General features: G+C 51.4%; 11 protein-coding genes. All 11 read left to right on the top strand.

Going from position 1 to position 21,530, the window contains the following annotated elements:
• Positions 1–111 precede the first annotated feature (111 nt).
• The gene (locus ACESLU_RS03420; RefSeq protein ID WP_372635142.1) at positions 112–8,355 is read left to right on the top strand and encodes a GH36-type glycosyl hydrolase domain-containing protein; all 8,244 of its coding nucleotides are present in this window, start codon (positions 112–114) and stop codon (positions 8,353–8,355) included.
• Between the two features lie 593 nt (positions 8,356–8,948).
• Positions 8,949–10,112, top strand: a complete 1,164-nt coding sequence (locus ACESLU_RS03425; RefSeq protein WP_372635145.1) for a chemotaxis protein CheB — start codon at positions 8,949–8,951, stop codon at positions 10,110–10,112.
• Positions 10,113–10,137: 25 nt separating this feature from the next.
• Positions 10,138–12,909 carry a cation-translocating P-type ATPase gene (locus tag ACESLU_RS03430; RefSeq protein WP_372635147.1) on the top strand — a complete coding sequence of 924 codons (2,772 nt, stop codon included), beginning with the start codon at positions 10,138–10,140 and terminating at the stop codon, positions 12,907–12,909.
• 79 nt (positions 12,910–12,988) lie between these two features.
• A complete protein-coding gene (locus tag ACESLU_RS03435) occupies positions 12,989–14,083 on the top strand; it encodes a site-2 protease family protein (RefSeq protein ID WP_372635150.1) in 1,095 nt (364 codons plus the stop codon).
• 85 nt (positions 14,084–14,168) lie between these two features.
• Positions 14,169–14,492 carry a thioredoxin gene (trxA, locus tag ACESLU_RS03440; RefSeq protein ID WP_372635153.1) on the top strand — a complete coding sequence of 108 codons (324 nt, stop codon included), beginning with the start codon at positions 14,169–14,171 and terminating at the stop codon, positions 14,490–14,492.
• Positions 14,493–14,537: 45 nt separating this feature from the next.
• Positions 14,538–14,924 carry a DUF302 domain-containing protein gene (locus tag ACESLU_RS03445; RefSeq protein ID WP_372635156.1) on the top strand — a complete coding sequence of 129 codons (387 nt, stop codon included), beginning with the start codon at positions 14,538–14,540 and terminating at the stop codon, positions 14,922–14,924.
• Between the two features lie 167 nt (positions 14,925–15,091).
• Complete coding sequence (locus tag ACESLU_RS03450; protein WP_372635159.1) at positions 15,092–15,778, top strand: response regulator transcription factor; 687 nt, start codon at positions 15,092–15,094, stop codon at positions 15,776–15,778.
• Positions 15,765–17,084 carry a sensor histidine kinase gene (locus ACESLU_RS03455; RefSeq protein ID WP_372635161.1) on the top strand — a complete coding sequence of 440 codons (1,320 nt, stop codon included), beginning with the start codon at positions 15,765–15,767 and terminating at the stop codon, positions 17,082–17,084. Before ACESLU_RS03450 ends, ACESLU_RS03455 begins: the two co-directional genes overlap by 14 nt.
• Positions 17,085–17,230: 146 nt before the next feature.
• Positions 17,231–18,469 (top strand): TolC family protein, encoded by a 1,239-nt coding sequence (locus ACESLU_RS03460; protein ID WP_372635164.1) that lies wholly within the window; start codon positions 17,231–17,233, stop codon positions 18,467–18,469.
• Positions 18,470–18,491: 22 nt separating this feature from the next.
• Positions 18,492–19,718 (top strand): efflux RND transporter periplasmic adaptor subunit, encoded by a 1,227-nt coding sequence (locus tag ACESLU_RS03465; protein ID WP_372635166.1) that lies wholly within the window; start codon positions 18,492–18,494, stop codon positions 19,716–19,718.
• 17 nt (positions 19,719–19,735) lie between these two features.
• Positions 19,736–21,530: efflux RND transporter permease subunit (locus tag ACESLU_RS03470; protein ID WP_372635169.1), on the top strand; the 1,795-nt coding region annotated here is incomplete at its 3' end.

A 21,530-nucleotide genomic window follows, 5' to 3' on the forward strand; every position in this document is an offset into this window, starting at 1 on the left:
CTGGCCCATCATACTGATAATGTCATTGACATCGAAGATCTGACACGGTATGTCCAGAGTTACCAGGAGGAACTGCCGCTCAGGGTCGGAGAGCTTTGGGCTATTCCTGCCATGGTTCGCCTGGTGCTCATCCGGCACCTGGCATTAAAAGCGAACCGTGTGCTCAAGAGGCGGGAGATCCGAACGGATATAGAAGATCTCGTTACCCGGTTGGTGGAGCAGGAAACCGATGAGCCGGGCAGGAGGTTGCGCCAGGTTATCGAATGGCTGGACAAGCGAAGAGATTCTTATGACGAGCGGCTGCTTTATGTTGAACTCGTCCACCAGCTCCAGGGGGCGGGACTGATATCCGAAGAGGAGAAGAAGTGGTTCGAGTACCGGTTGCGCTCCTATAATACCACACTTGATGAAGCCCTCAGAGACGAAGCCCAGCGGCAGTCCAAACTACAGGTCAGTATCCGCAATGCCGTCATTTCAATGAGGGACGCCTCCGAAACGGAGTGGCAGGATTTTGTAGAAGAGTGTTCCATTGTTGATCAGATCCTGCGGCTGGACCCGATGGAGACCTTTACAGATATGGATTCGGGGACGAAGAATCAGTACAGGAGCACCGTCGAGCGATTGGCCCGCCACTCAGAGTATACCGAGAAGCAGGTGGCGGAAGAAGTGCTTGTGCTAACAGAAAGCCATATCAATCACTCCGGCCGCAATGCCAATGATATTTTTAAGAATTACTCGGTGTTGAAAAAACATGTGGGCTATTTCCTGCTCGGGGAAGGCTACGACGAGCTGACCCGGCGTATCGAATATAATATGCCGCTGGGCGAACGTATCCGAAAAAAATTAGAGGAAACGGCAGGATATTATATTAGCTTTATAGCTACCTTTACTCTCTTTTTACTAGCGGTTCTCTGGGTGGCTACCGATGCAATAAGCTCATCGCTGTTGGTCTCTTTGAGCGTGCTGCTGGTAGGATTCTTTCCCGCCCTTGAACTCTCAATTTCAGCTATTAACCGCTTATTTGTATTTTCGCTGCCTCCCCGTATACTCCCCAAAATGAAAATTAAAGAGGGGATTCCGGATCAGGCCCGCACCCTCGTGGTAGTGCCTACGCTTGTGGATTCACCCGGGGAGATGGAACGCCAGCTGGAGAAACTGGAAATTACCTCGCTGGCCAATCCCGATCCGGGACTGCAGTTTGTCTTGCTATCCGATTTCACGGACGCCGACCGGGAGCATATGCCGGAAGATGAGCGTATTCTTGAAACAGCCGAACGTGAGATAAACAGACTGAACAGGAAATACTCCTCCCGTTACGGCGATAAGTTTTTTGTGCTGCACCGCCCGCGAAAGTGGAATCCCTCAGAGGACAAATGGATGGGAAGGGAGCGAAAGCGAGGAAAACTGGAAAAACTGAATAAACTGCTATGTAACCCATCGGAAGGGTCTCCATTTTCATATATGAGGGGGGATTTTGTCCATTCCATCCAGGAAAAACCCGTCCGGTTCGTTATAACCCTGGATGCCGATACCCGTACCCCCCCCGACAGCATCATCGACCTGGTACGGGTAGCCTCCCACCCGTTGAACAGGGCCTTTGCCGACAGCGAAAAAGATCGCATCACCAAAGGATACGGTATTATTCAGCCCCGGATATCCATTCCACCGGACGCTGCAAACAAGTCGATGTTTGCAAGGATATTTTCCGGTAATGTAGGCATTGATCCCTATACCACTGCCGTATCGGATATCTACCAGGATATGTTTGGGGAGGCGATTTTTACGGGCAAAGGGATTTATGACGTTCGCGCTTTTCATACCATGCTTGACGGCCGGTTCCCGGAGAACAGGATACTCTCGCATGATCTGATCGAAAGCAGTTATGTGCGGACCGCACTGAGCACTGATATTGAACTTTTTGATGAGTATCCGACGAACTACGCCAGTTATTGCAAGAGAAATCACAGGTGGACGCGTGGTGACTGGCAGATTGCGCGTTGGCTCTTTCGACGGGTGCCCGGACCTGGTGGGCCCACCAACAATCCGATTAACCTGTTGTCGCGCTGGAAAATATTTGATAACCTGCGCCGGTCGCTCAACCCGTTCTTCCTGACCCTCTTTTTTGTTACCGGGTGGTTTTGGCTTCCCGGGTCGGCCCTGATATGGACACTGGCAGCTTTTGGTATTCTTGCTTTTCCCATCTATGTGAGCTTTTCGACGGATATATTTAATCGTCCGGCCCGTACTAAATGGAAGTTGTATTTTGAAAAGGTCCGGTCGAACCTGAAAATTAATACTGTCCAGGCTGTTTCAACGCTGGCTATCCTGCCGCACCAGGCTGCTATCCAGCTCGATGCTGTTGCACGAACACTGTGGCGGCTGAGGATAACCCAAAAACGATTGCTGGAATGGACCTCCGCTTCGCAGGCGGAAAAACTGAGCTCCAATGATATCAGCTCTTATTTCCGTTCGATGATGGTATCGGTCGTCATAGGTATAGGTATTTTAGTGCTGGGGATACTCACTGATCCCGCTGATCTCTGGATTGTCATCCCGTTTTCGCTGCTGTGGATAACCTCGCCCTGGTTTGCCAGGTATTTCAGCATCACCGGCCGAAAGAAAAAAAGCGAGCTTTCGGAAGAGGAAAAAATAACACTGCGGACCTATGCCCGGCACACCTGGTTTTATTTCGAGCGACTGGTCAGTGAGGAGTATTCCTGGCTTCCGCCGGATAACGACCAGGAAGATCCGGAGCTGCCGCCGGTTGCCCGTACTTCACCGACCAATATCGGTCTGACGCTGGTTTCCACACAGGCAGCCTATGAAATGGGGTATGTTACCATGAGTGAGCTCCTGACGCGGCTGGAGAATACCCTGAATTCGCTGCTGCAGCTGGAGCGCTACAAAGGACACTTTTACAACTGGTATGAAATCAATTTGGGAGAGGCTTTGAGTCCCAAATACATATCCACCGTGGATTCGGGTAATCTTGCGGCGGGACTTGTTGTCATCAGGCAGGCGGTTAGTCGGCTTATGAAAAAGCAATATTCCAACGGCGCTTTCCGGGACGGGCTGAGGGATACGCTTGAAACCCTGAGAACCATTGTCACGGACCTGCAGGAGGAAGTTGACAATGGGGAGGAGGTTTGCACGGAGATAAAAGCCTGCCTGGACAGGATGTCGGATCTTTTGAACCGGGAAGAACCCACCACCATTTCAGGCAGCCTCCGGTTATTGGACGATTTGAAAGAGTCGGCCTGTACGATATGCGGACAAAATGTTATGGAGCTTCGCGGATCGCTTGGAGATCGGCGGACGGACGACCTGCTTTACTGGCTCGAAAGTCCCCTCCGACAGATAGAAAGCTATAAAAATGAGTTGCGGCATTTGGAAAACTCCGTTGTGGACGATTCCCTGCAGGCTTCCCCGGAACAATGGTTAAAGAACCTGGAGAGAGAGAAGGGAAAAGAAGACAGCAGCGCCCGCAAGCTGCTGAAAAGGTGGGAAACCCAGATTCAATCCATCAGCGAGATCTGCGAGCGGCTGGTCTCTGAGATGAATTTCCGGTTTCTGTACGAAAAGAAGCGCGGCCTGTTCAGCATCGGTTATAATGTGGAGAAAGCAGAGCTTGATCAGGGGACCTACGACCTGCTGGCCAGCGAAGCCCGTATTGCTTCCCTGATTGCCATTGCCAAGGGAGATGTACATTCGGAACACTGGTTCCGGCTGAGCCGGCGGCTGACCAGCCGCAATCAGCATGAGTTTCTGCTTTCCTGGGGGGGCACCACCTTTGAATATCTGATGCCCCATCTGTTTCAAAAATCGTATCCCGGCACCTTGCTGAGCCATACCTATGGACATATCGTCGATCTGCAGCAGGAGTATGCTGAAAAGTTCAACCGCCCCTGGGGGTTTTCCGAAAGTGCCTATAACAGCCTCAACATGGATTTGAACTACCAGTACCGTGCTTTCGGGGTACCCGGACTCGGCCTGAAAAGAGGTTTGGCCGAGGATTTTGTTGTAGCGCCCTATGCTTCTGTGTTATCACTTATGGTAGCCCCTAAAAAATCGCTGGACAACCTGGCGGAATTGGAAAAAATAGGGGCGCTGGGACTCAAGGGATTCTATGATGCGGTAGATTTTACACCGGATCACCTGTCGAAGACGGAATCCTACAAGGTGGTAAAAACGTATATGGTGCACCATCACGGGATGAGCCTTATGGCTCTTTTAAACGTGCTGCATGACTGGTCGATTCATCGCTATTTTCATGCGGATCCCCAGATTAAAGCCTGCGAACTCCTGCTGCAGGAGCGTATCCCCCGCGGAATTCCGGTCAAGGAACCGTATCCGATTGATGTAGAGATGGAACCCGGGGAGCAGCACAGTGTAACGTATACCGTGGATCACGCCGGAATCAATAATCTTGATGACGCCCCCCCGCGGGTGCACCTGCTGTCAAATGGCCGGTTTCATTCGTTCGTAAGTCATGCCGGTACCGGGTGTGCCCGCTATGGTGATATCAGGCTCACTGGATGGAAGCCTGATGCTACGGAAGATTCACTGGGTTCCTTTATCTATGTCAAAGATCTGGAAACCGGCCGTTACTGGTCTGACTTTCACCAGCCGGTAAAAAGGAAACCCGATCGTTATGATACCTGGTTTCACAACGGCAAGGTACAAACTTCAAGAGTGGATGAATGGATAGAAACAACAACAGAAGTATGTGTTTCCCCGGAAAACCCTATTGAACTCAGAAAGGTCACGCTCACCAACTATTCCGACCGCAAGAGAACCCTTGAGCTTACCAGCTATGCCGAAATCGTGCTCAACGGAGCGGGGGACCATCAATCGCACCCGGCCTTTTCAAAATTGTTCCTGCAGACCGACTACATGGCCGAGCATCACGGGATTCTTGCCTGGCGCAGACCCCGGAATGCCGAGGAAGATCCCCTGTGGATGGTTCACATGGTGGCAAGCCACGATCTGGAGAATCTGTCGGAACCGCTGCAGTTCGAGACCGAGCGGGCAAACTTTATAGGACGGGGACGGTCGCTGGAGAACCCTCAGGCCATGGACTCCGGAAACAGGCTCAGCGGTTCCATCGGAAATGTGCTGGATCCCATACTCAGCCTGCGGCGGACGGTGACGCTGGGTCCGGGCGAAAAAATGCAGGTTACCTTTGGCACTGGCTGGGCCGAGAGCCGGGAGGAAGCAGAATCGCTTGCCGATATGTTTGACAATCCACATGCGGTGGAGCGCTCTTTTGAGCTCTCCTCTGTTTATAATACCGTTGAGCTGGAGCATATTGGAGTAAGCAGCAACGAGTTTCAGTATTTCCAGAAGCTGGCGGGATATATGCTGTACCGCGATGCCCGTTTCAGGGCTGATCCTGAAATCCTTGTTCAAAATCGCCGCCAACAGTCCGGGTTATGGGCATATGGAATTTCAGGGGATCGCCCGATCATCGTTTTCCGGGTTGGCAAGACCGATCAGCTAAAGTCCCTGAAAAAGATGCTGAAGGGCCATCTTCTCTGGAAACATCGCGGGCTGCGGACTGATTTGGTGGTTATCAATGATCATCCGCCGAGTTATGCCGACGAACTGCAGGAAGGCATTCAACAGGCAATAGATGCTTCGCACAGCAGCCACCGGGGACATGGAGAGGGAGAGGTGTTTACGTTGCGTTCCGACCGCCTTGCCCACGAGGACTTGACTCTTATATTGACCGTTGCATCGGTCGTTTTCAAAGGGACGCTTCCAAGGGTCGAGATGTTTAACGCCGGTCATACTGGAGAGGTAAACTCATTCAGCGAAGACCGCCGGTCGCAGCCGTACCGGCCGGCTTCGATCGCTGAAAAAAAATCTGAGAAGGATGACGAAGTGGGAAGTGAGCTGCAGTTTTTTAACGGTTACGGGGGATTTTCCAATGAGTACCGTGAATACCGCATCATCGCAGAGCCTGATTCCGAGCATGAGACTGTTCAGTACCCGCCGGCCCCCTGGATCAACATTATTGCCAATTCGAACTTCGGATTCCTGGCCACCGAAAGCGGGGCCGGATACACCTGGAGTGAAAATAGCCGGGAAAATAAGTTGACTTCCTGGTCCAATGATCCGGTGCTTGATCCACTGGCAGAGGCATTTTATATCCGTGATGAAGAAAAACAAGTCTACTGGTCCCCCACACCGGCGCCGGTAGCCGGACAACATCGCTATGTGGTATCCCACGGATTCGGATATACGAGGTATGAGCACTCCTCCTATGACATCGAATCCGAGCTGCTTCAATTTGTCCCGGATACTGATCCGGTTAAGATTTCCAGGTTGACCATACGCAATAACAGCGATGAACAAAGAACGCTTTCCCTGTTCAGTTATCGGGCGTGGGTGCTGGGGATCAACCGGGAAGATTCTGCTCCTTTTATTATTCAGGAAGCAGACCGGGATGAGCATGCCATCTATGCAAGAAACCATTACAACAACGAATTTGCCGGCCGCCCGGCCTTTGCTTCCGCTTCAACAGCTGTAAAAGAGGGGACTGATGTTTCCTTTTCCACCGACCGGCAGCAATTTATCGGCCGGAACGCTTCGCTGAAAAGACCGTCCGCTGTTATCAGAAAAGCTGATCTCGATAACAGTGTCAATTCGGGCGGGGATCCCTGCGCCGCTTTTCAGATCAGGCTGCAGGTGGACCCCGGCGAAGAAATAGAATGGATTGTGGTCATGGGAGAAGCCAAAAACAGCGAAGAGGTGAAAAGGCTTGTACGAAAATACCAGCACAGCGAGGAGGTGGACAGCGCATTTCGGGATGTCACAGCGTTTTGGGAAGAACGGCTGGGACGCATCCACGTAGAGACACCCGATTCCTCTTTCAACCAGATGATGAACGGGTGGTTGATGTATCAGAATATCGCCTGCCGTATGCTCTCGCGCACGGGATTCTATCAGGCCGGCGGGGCGTACGGCTTTCGGGATCAGCTGCAGGATGCCATGGCCGCCCTGTACGTCGATCCCCAATTGACGCGGGATCAAATTTTATTGCATGCCTCCCGGCAGTTCCCGGAGGGTGACGTGCAGCACTGGTGGCATCCTCCGACGGGGCGGGGGGTTCGGACCAAGATAACGGATGACAGGCTCTGGCTTCCCTATGTGGTCAACTTTTATATCGAGGCGACCGGCGATGAGGAAATTTTGGAGGAGCAAATTCCATACCTCGAAGCACGGGTACTGGAGGATCATGAACACGAGATTTATCTGCAGCCCCAGCAGTCGAATAAAAAGGCTTCCCTTTATGAACATTGTACCAGGGCCATCGAGGTAACCATGAAAACCGGGCAGCACGGCCTGCCGCTCATGGGGACCGGAGACTGGAATGACGGGATGAACCGGGTGGGGGATGAGGGAAAAGGCGAGAGCGTATGGCTGGGGTTCTTCCTGCATATCATATTGGAGGAGTTCACGCAGTACTGTGAAAAGAGGGGAGAGAAGGAGCGGGCCAGGCACTATCACGCGGAGGCTCGCAAGTTGGCGAAACACCTCAACAAGGAAGGGTGGGACGGCGCGTGGTACCTGCGGGCTTTCTATGACGACGGTAGCCCCCTGGGATCCGCCCGGAATGAAGAGGGGCGCATAGATGCCATAGCACAATCCTGGTCGGTTATATCAGACGTGGCGCCCAAAGAAAAAAAGCAAAAAGCTCTTGACGCACTGGATACATATTTGGTTTCAAAAGAGGATCGCATCATCCGTCTGCTCACGCCGCCCTTTGACCAAACGGATCAAAACCCGGGATATATAAAAGGATACATCCCGGGCGTCCGGGAAAATGGGGGACAATATACCCATGCTGCGGTCTGGGCGATTAAAGCGTTTGCCGAGAGCGGCTTTGGGGATAAGGCCGTCGAGTATTTACACATGATCAATCCGGTTAATCACTCAGGGACCCCGGAGCAGGTGTCACAGTACAAGGTTGAGCCTTACGTGGTGGCGGCCGATGTCTATGGCGAACCACCGCTTACCGGCCGGGGCGGGTGGACCTGGTACACCGGATCGGCGGGGTGGATGTACCGGGTGGCTCTGGAATCGATCCTGGGTATCCAAGTCAAGGAACATGTGATGACGATCCAGCCGGCGATTTCGTCGGAATGGGATTCCTACCGTCTGGAATGGAGACTGCGAGACGGACAGACTGTTTATCAGCTGGAAATAAATAATCCCGACAGATTGCAAACCGGTGGACTTGAAGGAACGGTTGACGGCGAGCCGGTTCGCTTTCCCGAAGGAAAAGCCCGGATACCGTTGAAAAGCGATAACCAGAAGCATTCCATCTCACTGCGGCTCACCAGGCGCTGAGCCGGCCCGTATTGCTCATTCCGACCGACTTTCCTGGATTCAGACAAAGTGCCGGTGCTTTACAATGATTAACTTCAGGCGGTTCTTCCTTTGTTAAATATAGTTTGTTATGCCTCGAACCGTTTAGTGAGTAATGCATTACAGCTTTTATTATGTATGTTCTACCGCCTGTAATCTCACTCCATTGGAAAGGAGAAATGCGCAGCAGCCTATACTGCTATAAAGCCCGGTAGAGGTACGGACATCCCTAAAGAGCTACAGAAAAAAAGAAATAAATCCAGTTTAAAAAACTTGTCCTTCTGTTTTTCGGGATAAAAAGAATGTAATGCATTCCCTCACATTTTATCCCCCGAAGACCGTACAAGAGATGACGGCAGGAGATTGTATAATCTGAGTCCGACAGGCAATCATCCGGTGTCTGTCTTGTAAAACGGTTTTGGATAGCAGCCGGGAAAGGTTTCACATGCTATGGATGCGGAACCCTGCTGGCTGTATATGGATTATATAATAAATAGGAAGAGTTGCTGCCCCGGAATGTTGAATAGTGTAATAGGCAGCTGTATAGATATAGATAAAAGAAAAAGGAGTTTGTCATGGATAAGATTAAAGTGCTTGTACTGGACAAGAATATTTTGGTCCGACAGGCCATTGCGGGTATACTGAACCAGGAATCCGACGTAGTGGTCAGGGTCAGCGGTGAAATGAGAAGAAGTGAACAGTGGGTTAATGATGAAAATCCTGATGTCGTATTATTGGATATCGAAGACTCGGCGTCGGATGGCTATGCCATTTTTAATACGCTTCGCGTTCGATTCCCGAAGCTGCCGATAGTGGTTATCAGCTCACGGTCGGAACGTGGAGCCCGGGCTGCGCTCTATGCTCTTCGCAACGGCGCAGTCAATGTTATTACCAAGCCGGAAAAAAGGAATGCTCTATTATTCGCCACCGGCCATTTTGCAAAGCGCCTGCCGCCGATAATAAAAGGGATAGAGCGTGTGATCAGCAGGGATACCGTCGACGGGTGGATGGTTGATAAGGCGTCCCGCCGGTCCCCGGATAATACAGAAGAGCAACCGGAAAAAGTAAGAGACAAAAGTATTAGAGGCCCGTTCAGACTGATTGTCATAGGGGGCAGTATGGGGGGACCAAAGGCATTGCATGACATTCTCAGCAAACTCCCGGCCGATTTTCCCGTTCCGGTTGTGGCCGCTCAACATTTGCCTAAGTTTTATACCCGGGCGCTGGCACAGCTTTTGAAAAAGGCTTCTCCTCTGGCAGTAAGGGAAGCGCTCGAGGAGGCAGCTCTGATGCCGGGAACGGCCTGGCTGGCCCCCGGTGGACAGCATTGTGAAATTACACAGAAGGGCAACCGGCCTTTCTTAAAAATCCATCGTGGCCCCAGAGAAAACGGGGACCGTCCCTCTATCGATGTACTTTTCCGATCTGCGGCGAGATTATATGGGAGGGGCGTATTGGGTATTATCTTAAGCGGGAATGGCGTTGACGGGCTGGCCGGCGCGCGTGCGATCCGGCGGGAAGGAGGGCATGTTATCGTTCAGGATCCGGGGAGTGCTATGGTCGATGATCTTCCGTTGACTGTGATAAGGGAAGGTCTGGCCGATCATTATTCTTCCACAGAACAGATGAGTCGTCAGCTATTAAAACAGGTGATGCAGCCCTTTAGAAATCGGACGACAAAAGGATATCCTACTGCTAATCTTTTTAACAGAGATCAGGACTGCTTCCGAACTGTCTGATGGATCCACACTCTCAAGAGTTATTATGAGCAGCCGACATCCACTTAATACTCCTGAAAAGACGTGGGCTGTCGGGACGGAAGATATCCTGAAGGCGTTGAAAAGTGAACAGGAGAGCGGGCTCACCAGTGCGGAAGTCCAAAAACGCCTCGAACAATACGGTCAGAACCAACTTCGGGAACACCAGACAAAGAGTCTGTGGCAAATTCTTGTCGAGCAAGTCAAGAGCCTGATTATCCTGCTGCTGGCTGTGGCTGCATTAGTATCCTTTCTGTATAATGAAATACTGGAAGGCTGGGCGATTGCGATTGTTATTGTCATTAATACGGGCATAGGTTTTTTTACCGAACTGAGAGCCGTCCGATCGATGGAGGCCCTTTTCAAGCTCGGCAAGGTGGAGACCCGGGTGCGCAGAGACGGAGAGGTCGTAAAAGTAAACGCCCGCGAACTGGTTCCCGGCGATATTATCCTGGTGGAGGGGGGCGATATTATTACGGCCGACATTCGGATACTCGCCTCCTCAAAGCTTCAGTCGGATGAATCGGCCCTGACCGGGGAGAGCATGCCGGTGGGCAAAAGTCCGGAACCGGTTGAGGAAGATACAGTATTGGGGGAACGCACCTGCATGCTCTACAAGGGGACATCGATAACCCGGGGGTCGGGAGAAGGCGTCGTTGTGTCCACCGGACAGGAAACGGAACTGGGACACATTTCATCGCTGGTAGAGGAGGCCGAGGAGGAGCAGACGCCGCTGGAGGAGCGGCTTGACCGTCTCGGTTACCGGCTGATCCTGCTAACGCTTGTGATAACGGTCTTCATATCGATAAGCGGTATACTGTCAGGCAAGGATATGTTTTTGATGATCCAGACGGGGATTGCCCTGGCCGTGGCCGCGATCCCCGAAGGGTTGCCAATTGTCGCTACTATTGCGTTGGCCAAGGGCATGCGTATTATGGCCCGAAAAAATGCCCTCATCAACCAGCTTTCGTCCGTCGAAACGCTGGGGGCTACAGAAGTTATTTTTTCCGATAAAACAGGGACACTCACTGAAAATAAAATGAGCGTTACACAGTTATTTCTTTCGAAAAGGGAGAAGATAGACGTAGAGGCGGGTTTTTCTGAAGAAAACGGCAGGGGAGACAGGGAGGATATCAGACTGGCGCTGGAGACGGGGGTGTTTTGTAATAACGCTACGTTTAGGAGTGATAAAGACGCTGAAACAAATGACGATGTGGATGGGGAAGAGGATAGAGATACCGGTATAGAGGGAAATGTTGAGGGAGAGGGGGGAAACAGCGGCGATCCCCTGGAAATAGCGCTGCTGGAAGCTGCACACCATGCCGGTATTGAGCGAGAAAAGCTCCTGGAGCAGTATCCTGAAGTTCGGGAAGAAGCCTTTGATCCCGAGGTTAAAATGATGGCCACCTGGAATGAGATGGAACCGGGGCGATACCGCCTCTCGGTCAAAGGGGCTCCCGGTACGGTGCTGGAGCATTGCGACTCCTATGTGACAAACGGTGAACACCGTTCGTTATCCGGGGAGGAGCGGGAAAAATGGGAAGCGGTAAATGAGGAACTTGCCGCCGACGGCTTGCGGGTGCTTGCCCTGGCCTGTCGGGAGACGGATACGGCCGATGGTGAGCCCTACGAAAACCTGGTGTTTATCGGGATGGTCGGGCTGTTGGATCCGCCGCGGAGTGATGTCAGGAAGGCGATGAAAGCCTGCAGGGAAGCGGGGATCCGCGTCGTCATGGTGACGGGCGATCAGCCTCACACGGCCGAATATATTGCAAAATCAGTGGGACTGGTTACGGAGGAGGATGGGGAGGTGGAAGTGATTCACGGGGGCGATCTACCTTCCCCGGAGGAGCTCGAATCATCGCGGCGGGATACCGATCAGATCATGTCAGCCAGCATCTTTGCCCGGATCAGCCCCAGGCAGAAACTCGACCTTATCGAATTATACCAGAAGAAGGGGCACGTCGTAGGTATGACCGGAGACGGGGTGAATGACGCACCCGCTCTTAAAAAAGCGGATATAGGCATAGCGATGGGAAAGCGCGGCACCCAGGTAGCCAAAGAAGCGTCGGATATGGTTTTGACGGATGATGCCTTTTCGACGATTGTCACTGCTATTGAACAGGGCCGAGTTATCTTTACGAATATACGCCGGTTCGTTTATTATCTCCTGTCCTGCAATGTCAGCGAGGTGCTTGTGGTGGGACTGGCTTCCCTCCTGGGAGCGCCACTGCCGGTGTTGCCGCTGCAAATCCTTTTTTTAAATCTGGTAACGGATGTTTTCCCGGCCCTGGCGCTCGGCGTCGGAGAAGGAACGCAGGGAGTCATGCAGCAGCCGCCCCGCAAAGTTGATGAGCCGATTTTGAGTCGCAAACACTGGATCGGCATAGGCGGTTATGGTATGGTAATTACAACGGGAGTTCTGGGAGCCCTGTTCACCGGACTGTATTGGCTGGAACTTCCCGAGCGCGAAGCCGTCACCCTCAGCTTTCTGACTCTCGCCCTGGCCCAGCTCTGGCACGTATTTAATATGCGGGACAAGAACAGTGGTATCATTGACAATGCGATTGTGCAAAACAAATGGGTTTGGAGAGCTATTGTCTTATGCCTCATACTGATATTCGGGGCCCTTTTTATCGGACCGATTGCCGAAGTGATGCAGTTGTCACCACCGACCGGACAGGGATGGCTGGTCGTGGGGATCATGAGTTCAATTCCCCTGTTGGTTGGACAGCTCCAAAAGGTCTGGGCCGCCCGAAAACGGGAGGGAAGCGAATGATTTTGATTGTGAGCCCAGTATTAATCGAGCGTGATTATATTATTTCAATCGTTGAACATTTTCAAACAATATCAAAACTATGAAAGGATCATTAAACCTGGGGAAGCTTGCCGGAATCAGGGTCAGGGTTCACTGGACCTTTATGCTGTTGATACTCTGGATTGTTTTTCTGGAGATAAGCAGGGGGAATGAACTGGGAGCTATCCTGTGGAGTGTATTATTCATATGCGTTCTGTTCGGATGCGTGGTACTGCACGAACTGGGCCATGCATTAACGGCCGGCAAATTTAACATCGGTACGCGCCAGATAACGCTTCTTCCGATTGGCGGGGTGGCAAGTCTTGAGGCCATGCCCGAAGACCCCCGGGAGGAGTTTCTCGTGGCCATAGCCGGCCCGGCCGTAAATGTGATTATAGCATTGGGGCTTTATCTTATCGTACCGATGGACAACTTTCTGAATCAGGATCCGGAGATGCTTGAAGAGACGTTGAGTTCCATAAATTCGGAAAATTTCTTGTTTTACCTGTTCTCGGCCAATGTGATGCTGGTCTTATTTAATCTCATTCCCGCATTTCCGATGGACGGAGGAAGAGTATTCCGGGCCCTGCTCTCGATGAAGTACGACCGGGTGACGGCAACTCAAATGGCGGCCCGGCTGGGGCAGGGGGTGGCGTTCTTTTTCTTCCTGGTCGGACTGTTGTACAACCCCATCCTCATTTTGATTGCAATTTTTGTCTATTTCGGGGCCCAGGGAGAAAATATAATGGTACAACAGCTTGCCCTGCTGAGGGATCATAAAGTCAGAGACGCAATGATGACAGATATTACGACCGTACAGCCCGACGATACGCTCAACGAAGTGGTGGATATTATTCTAACCGGAACGGAGCGGGACTTCGTGGTCATGGACAATGGAAAAGTGAGCGGCATTCTCTATCAGGCTGATCTCACGCAGGCCTTTAAAAACAGGAATACGGAGGCCAAAGTACAGGACGTTATGGACAAGGAGTTTAACCTGGTTCAAATCGATGATAAATTGACCGAGATATACCGAAAAGTACGCTCCAATAATAAAACCTTCTTCCCCGTTATGGAGGGAGAGAACCTGGCAGGTGCCATAGATATGAACAACATCAATGAATTTATGACCTTCCGGGCTCCGCTGGATTATTGATGCCGGCATGAAACATGTACCGGTGAATAAGACGGTTGGTCTAAAAACTATTACTTAAAACTCCTAAAACTAAACAGCCAAAACGATGAGCACTGCAAAAAAAACGATGACCTTTTCCGAGGTGATTAACGGGGATACCCCGGTACTGGTGGATTTTTATGCCGACTGGTGCGGTCCCTGCAAGATGATGTCCCCGATCCTCAAGAATCTGAAAAAAGAGATGGGCGACAAATTAAATATTATAAAAGTTGATACGGAAAAAAATGCTGCCGCCGCTATTCGATACCAGGTCAGGGGGGTGCCGACGCTGATCCTTTTCCACAAAGGACAAGTTCTCTGGCAGCAATCGGGTGTGGTGCAGATGCCTCAGCTTAAACGAATTATCGATCAGAAACTGCGGGAAATATGAGCGGGTCGAACACTAAAATTAATACAAACTACTAATCCCATTATTATGTCTTATCATGTTAGCAAAAAACTGGATATTCCTTTTGAGGAAGCAATCGAAAAAACGACAGCCGCTTTGAAAGAGGAGGGCTTCGGCATTCTCACGGAGATTGATATCAAAGCCACCCTGAAAGAGAAACTGGATGTGGATTTCAGAAAGTACCAGATTTTAGGAGCCTGCAATCCGCCGCTTGCCCACCAGGCCCTGACGGCAGAAGAGCACATCGGACTGATGCTGCCCTGCAACGTCATTGTACAAGAGCATGAGAACGGCGAAGTAGAGGTTTCTGCGGTTGATCCCATCGCCTCCATGCAGGCGGTCGAAAACGAGGAGCTGGGCGAAGTGGCCAAAAAGGTACAGGGACTCCTTTCAAAAGTGATAGACTCCATTTAAGGAAGCAGAAGAGCAGGGGAACGGGTAGTTCCGGACTGTAATGAATCCGGATGTTCCTCCTTTTACAAACCGGACAACGCCTTCTTTATTGGTTTTTCCGCAGCCCCGGTAGCCTGTGATGGGCTAAAGGCGTTGCAATAACAAATATAAGATCATATATATTATACATGCGAGCTCTTATCGTAGAAGACGAGCCGCTGCTCATCGAGGATCTCGAGCAGTGCTTGCTCGAGGAACGCTTTTATGTGGATACTGCGGAAAGCTTACAACAGGCCAACGATCTTATTGCCGGGGAAGCGTATGATCTGGTGCTGCTGGATTTGGGACTCCCAGACGGGGACGGTATTGAATTGTTGAAAACAGTGAATAAATATTACCGGGAGACGGCCGTGATCATCATTACGGCGCGGGGAGAAACCGAGGACAAGGTCAAAGGACTGGAGCTGGGCAGCGATGATTATCTGGCTAAACCTTTCCCGTTGGCAGAGCTGCGAGCACGTATTCACGCGGTATTGCGTCGCAAGTTCAAAATAAGCGACAATCATATTTCAGGAGGACCCCTGGAAGTCAATCTCGATCATATGGAGGTCCGTGTCAACGATCAATCCCTTGATATTACCGAAACAGAATATAAAATGCTGCGCTACCTCCTCCTTAACAAGAACAAAACCATTACCCGGATATCGCTGGCCGAACATATCTGGGGAAACAGGATTGACGACCGGTTTTCGCTCGACTTTATCAATTCTCACATGAAGAATATCCGAAAAAAACTTTCTGATGCCGGTGCGGACAATATTATAGAAACCATCTATGGCGTCGGGTACAAGCTGACAGCGTATGAAGCTGAATAACAAGATACTGCTCAGCAATACGATACTGACGCTGGTCGTGTTTGTATTTACCAGCGCAGGCATCTATTACCTGGTCGATAAGACGGTGTTTGATGAACTCGACAATCACCTGCTGCAGCATAAGATTGATATCATCAGCCAGGTCGGCCAGGACGAAACCAGTCTTGATGGGATTACAGAACTGGGCAAGTTCGGCTCCTATGAATGGATTGAAATTGTGGAGTATGACGGTTCCGTAGCCCCCTATGAGAATCGGTTTGCGACCATTGATACGCTTCGCAACCCGGAGAAAGAGGTGGAATCCAGGTCCTACCGGCAATTAACGACGACCGTCAGCGTAAATGATCGTTATTATACCCTGCGAATATATGAGGAGGTAGCCTCGTGGGCTAATATCAGCACCACGATTCTCATGAGTGTACTGGCCGGGTTGCTCATTTGGATTCTTCTGCTGTATGTATTTAACCAGTTTGTGCTGGACAAAATTTTAACCCCGTTTTACCGTACGGTGGATACCCTCGAGCAGATATCCGATCCCTCCGATTTTGACGAAGCCCTTCCCGGTACTTCCACTTACGAAGTGAATGTGCTCAATCGGGCCCTGAACTCTATGATGCAGCATATTCGCTCCTCCTTTGAAGACCAGAAACATTTTATCCAGAATGTTTCTCATGAGCTTCTGACTCCGCTTTCCATTATTCGACAGAAGGCGGAAAAAATCCTGTCGGAGCCGGAATCGCTGGACCGGAAGACCGTAGAATCAGTCAGCGATATACAGCAGACCGCCGTACGGCTGAGCCGGTTAAGCGATGCCCTGCTGTTAATCAGCCGGGTGGAAAACAGGCAGTATTCGCTCAATGAACAGATTGAGATCAACGAGATGGTCGATGAAGTGACAGGAGAGCTGCGGGACTTTATTGAGATGAAGGAAATTGCACTCCAAAAGGATTTTGAATGTTCCATTACCGTTCAGGGAAACAGCGAGCTTATTCAGGCGGCCATCTACAATATTATACAGAACGCCGTAAAATTTTCACCCCGCGGATCCGCCATCACGCTTGCAACAAGCTGCGGGGAAGAACGCTCCCGCTTTTCGGTACGGGACCAGGGCCCGGGCATTCCGCCGGAATTTATCGGCTCCGTTTTCGATCGATTTAAAAAGAACAGCAATTATCCCGCCGGCCTGGAAAACGGAAGTCCCGGTCTCGGGCTTTCCATCGTTCAGAGTATTTGTCGCCTGCATAACTTTGATTGCAGGGCTGAAAACAGGCCGGGAAAAGGAGCTGAGATAAGCATTCATTTCTAGTTTTTATGGCGTGGCAGAGGCCAGGCTTCCCTGGTTGCTTACCGGGGAACAGGTATAAAATCCATATTCTCTACAGATTCTTTTCATAGCTTTTAGCCAGTAAAACAATAACGCAGCAATGCGGTTAACGGCTATAAGGTATTGAAATGATGAATTTCTTAATATTTGCGCTGGTTGTTTCCTTTCAGGCTGGGAGTCCCGATACGACGGACCTTTCAGCCCTGAATGTTCAAAAGGCCCTCCAGGTTGCCTATGAACAGAATCCGCGGATTAATCAGCTGCGAAATAAGATAGATGCGCAGCGGCAGCAGCAGGTGTTGAGTATCGGACTACGTGACCCTGAACTCACCTACTTCAAAGAGGGGATTGGAGACAACGGTTTTTCCGAGCAGCGCTGGTCGGTGTCACAGACCTTTGATTTTCCGCTCACCAGCTATTACCGCTATAAAAATGAGCAGGCACAAACCGGTGTGCTTGAGCGACAGCTGCAGGCCCAGAAGCTGCAGCTCAAAGCGGATGTAAAATCGGCATATACCGAATTGGCCTATGCTATCGAAATAAGTCACCTTGCCCGGGAACAGGTGAATCTCTTCCGGCAATTGACTAATGCCGCCCAAACCAGGTCGGACCTGGGAGAGTCCTCCGAAATTGACGCCATGCAGGCAGAGCTACAGCTGTCCGAAGCCCAAAACAAGCTCGAGACGGCCCGCAAGCAAATTATGGATGCCCGGTACAATTTGTTCGAAACGATCGGACTCGAACCGGAAGGTCAGACCTACGATATCAGCTTCCCCGACACCCTGCGTTATATCGCGGTGGATATCGACCAGGAGGAGGTTCTGCGCCGGCTGGACCATCATCCGGAGTTAAATCAGATCAGCCAGCAGCGGCGTGTGGCTTCGTTACAGACCAAAGTAGCCAAAACCAGTTACCTGCCGGACCTGAGCGTAAACTATTACAAACAGGATTTCGGCAGCGACTACGATTTTTACGGTTTCGAGGTGGGCGTGAGCATTCCCCTCTGGTTTGGGGCCAGCCAGAGCCGCAAAGTGAAACAGGCCCATGCACGAGAGCGCGAAACAGACTGGAAATTTATCGAATATGAGCTTTCGCTAAAAAAACGGGCGGAACAGAGCTGGCACAGCTACCGGGCGACCCGGGTCAATATCCAGCGTTTCAGGGAATCCATACAGTCCAAATCCATGGAACTGGTGCGCATGACCCAAAAAGGGTACCAGTATGGCGAGCTGGACCTGTTGAGACTTTTGGAGGCCCAGCGCACCTACCTGCGAACCCAGGAAGCATACTATCAAACACTCAGAGATTATTATTTGAAGGTTATTGCCCTGGAGCAATACCTGCAGGCCGATATCATTTTTCAATGACAAGTAATCAATGGACGTGATCATGACTTTATTTTCAGCCAATACCACCAAAAAAAATCTAAAGCTGGGGATACTGCTTTTTTTTATGCCCTTTATGATAATAGGTTGCGGGGGAGAACCGGCGGAAAATGAAGGGACACAGGATCCCGGTACGCCGCCCTCCCTTGCCGAAACCCCTTCAACGGCAACCGTACAGCTTACGGAGCAGCAGGCCGAGGACCTGTCCATCCAAACCCAGACCGTTGAATCCCGGCAGATCTCTTTTACCATTGAAGCGCCGGGACAAGTGTTCGCCTCCCCGGAGCGGATTTCATTTGTAAGTGCTCCCATTAACGGGAGGGTGGCCCGTATATATGCCCATGAAGGCGAGCACGTGCGCAAAGGCGACCCGCTGCTGGACCTGGAGAGCCTTGAGTTTGCCAATCTCGTGGCCGACTATCTCGAAACAAGAGCGGAAATTATATACCAGCAGCAGCAGGTAGACCGCCTCAGAGTGCTGACAGAGGAAAAAATAAGTCCCGAGCGTACGCTGCAACGGGCCCAGGCCGATTTGAACAGGGCCCAGGCCAGACAAAATGCCTCGCACGCCCGCCTGCACGCCGTCGGTATATCCGAGGAAACCATTGAACAGTGGGATCCCCAGACGTCAGAGCCCGAGTCCCGCCTCACCCTGTATGCCCCGATAACGGGCGTGGTGAATGAACATTTTATTGATCTGGGGCAATCGGTAAATGCCTACGAGGAGATGCTTAACATTATTGACAATAAAGAGGTACTGGTAAAAGGGTTCGTCTCCGCCTCCGATGCTCCTTTTCTACAGACCGGGGACCCTGTTCTCATTACAGAGCGGTCGGGTGGGGAACCCGCTTCCGGGCCCCGGCTTGAAACGACCATAACCTCGGTAAATCCAGCCCTGGATCAAGAAAACAGGTCCATCGTACTCAATTCCCTGGTAGAGACGAAAAACAACTGGCCTATTGTCGGACAAAATGTCCGCATGACGTATACCGCCCGGGCCGGGGAGAACGCCATCAGTATTCCGATGTCGGCCATCCAGTTTGACGGTGCCCGGGCTACCGTTTTTGTACAGCTCTCGCCCCGGGAATATGAAAAACGACCCGTTGAGATCAATCGTGCTACCGCTGATTTCGCTATTATTGGATCCGGACTGGAAGCCGGCGATAATATCGCGGTAAGCCAGGTATTCAGCCTTAAAGCACTGGAGCGCTTTGAACAGTTTGCCGACTAACATTCAGGATATATATCATGCTGACTCGATTAATTGATTTTAGTTTAAAGCAGAAATTCGTGGCACTTTCGCTGACGCTCCTGATGGCGGCAGCCGGCGTATTTTCGCTGTTGAATATCCCTATCAACTCCCAGCCGGATGTTACCCCGGTTCAGGTTCTCGTGATTACGAAAGCCGGACAGTATTCCCCGTATGATGTAGAGCGACTGGTAAGCTACCCCATTGAAACCTCCATGAACGGGCTGCCCGATGTCAGGGAGGTGCGCTCGATTTCGCAGTTTGGGCTTTCGGCCGTGACCGTGGAGTTTGAAGAAGGGACGGACATCTATTTTGCCCGCCAGCTGGTAAGCCAGCGTGTCCAAAGCATTGCCGGGGAGCTGCCCGAAGGGGTTTCTTCCCCGCAATTGGGGCCTATTTCCACGGCGCTGGGGGAAATTGTGCAGTATGTGGTTCGCGGCAGTGACAATTACACTCTCACAGAACTGCGTACGATCCAGGACTGGCTGATCGCTCCTCAGCTCAAAACCGTCAAGGGGGTTACCGAAATCAACTCCTTCGGCGGCTTTGTCAAACAGTACGAGGTGGCGGTTGAACCGGACAGGCTGAGAAATTACGGGATCGGGCTGAAAGACCTGACCGATGCCATAGAAAATAATAACAGCGTGTCGGGCGGAAACTACCTGGAGCACAACCGGGAGCAGTATATTGTGCGGGGCTTTGGTCAGATCAACAATATCAGGGATATCGAGGATATTATCGTTGAGGAGCTGGAAGGCCGGCCGATCTACGTAAAAGATATTGCGGAGGTTTCGGTCGGACGACAGCTGCGGCAGGGGGCGGTTACCCAGGACGGCAAGGGAGAGATCGTGACCGGCATTGCCATGATGCTTCGGGGCGGCAATGGACGCGAAGTCATCGGCGACGTCGACGCCAAGATCAATGAGGTCAATGAAAGTCTCCCGGAAGGCGTTTATATCGAAAAATTTTATGATCAGTCGGATCTGGTGGATCGTACTACGAGTACCATAATCACCAACCTGGTTGAGGGTGGCTTTTTTGTGATTGCCGTGCTTCTTCTTTTGCTGGGAGAGATCTCCGGGGCCTTAATCGTGGCTTCCGTGATCCCTCTCTCCATGCTCTTTGCCTTTATCGGCATGGACCAAGTGGGACTCGCAGCCAACCTGATGAGTTTGGGAGCGATCGATTTCGGAATGGTCGTGGATGGTTCGGTGGTGATGGTCGAAAACATCGTAGATAAATTACACGGTGATCGTTCTAAAAAATCCCGCCTGCTCATCATCCGCGAGGCCGCCCACGAGGTAGCTCGCCCCATCTTCTTCGGGGTGCTTATTATCCTGATGGTCTACGTGCCGGTCATGACTTTTTCCGGGATGGAAGGCATCCTCTACCGCCCCATGGCCATTACCGTAGCCACAGCCGTCTTTGGCTCGCTGCTGCTGGCCCTGGTCTACGTGCCGGCCATATCCGCTATTGTATTTCGAAAAGGGGTCAAGATTCGCAAGAACTATGTCATTAACTGGCTGCGCCCCCGTTACGAGCGCTTTTTGGAAATCAGCCTTGACAGAAAAGGGATAATCATAACGACAGCGGTTACCATTTTTGGAATCTCTGTGGCTTTGATTCCTTTTCTGGGGACCGAATTTCTGCCGGAACTGGATGAGGGGTCGATCCTGGTGGAGCAGGTACGGATGCCGTCGGTAACCCTCGAAGAATCGGTGGAAAATGCGGATTGGCTGGCGGCCAAGCTGACGCAGAATATCCCCGAAATTAAAACAGTGGTGCCCAAGACGG

The organism is Fodinibius sp., from assembly GCF_041642155.1.
Classification (GTDB): domain Bacteria; phylum Bacteroidota; class Rhodothermia; order Balneolales; family Balneolaceae; genus Fodinibius.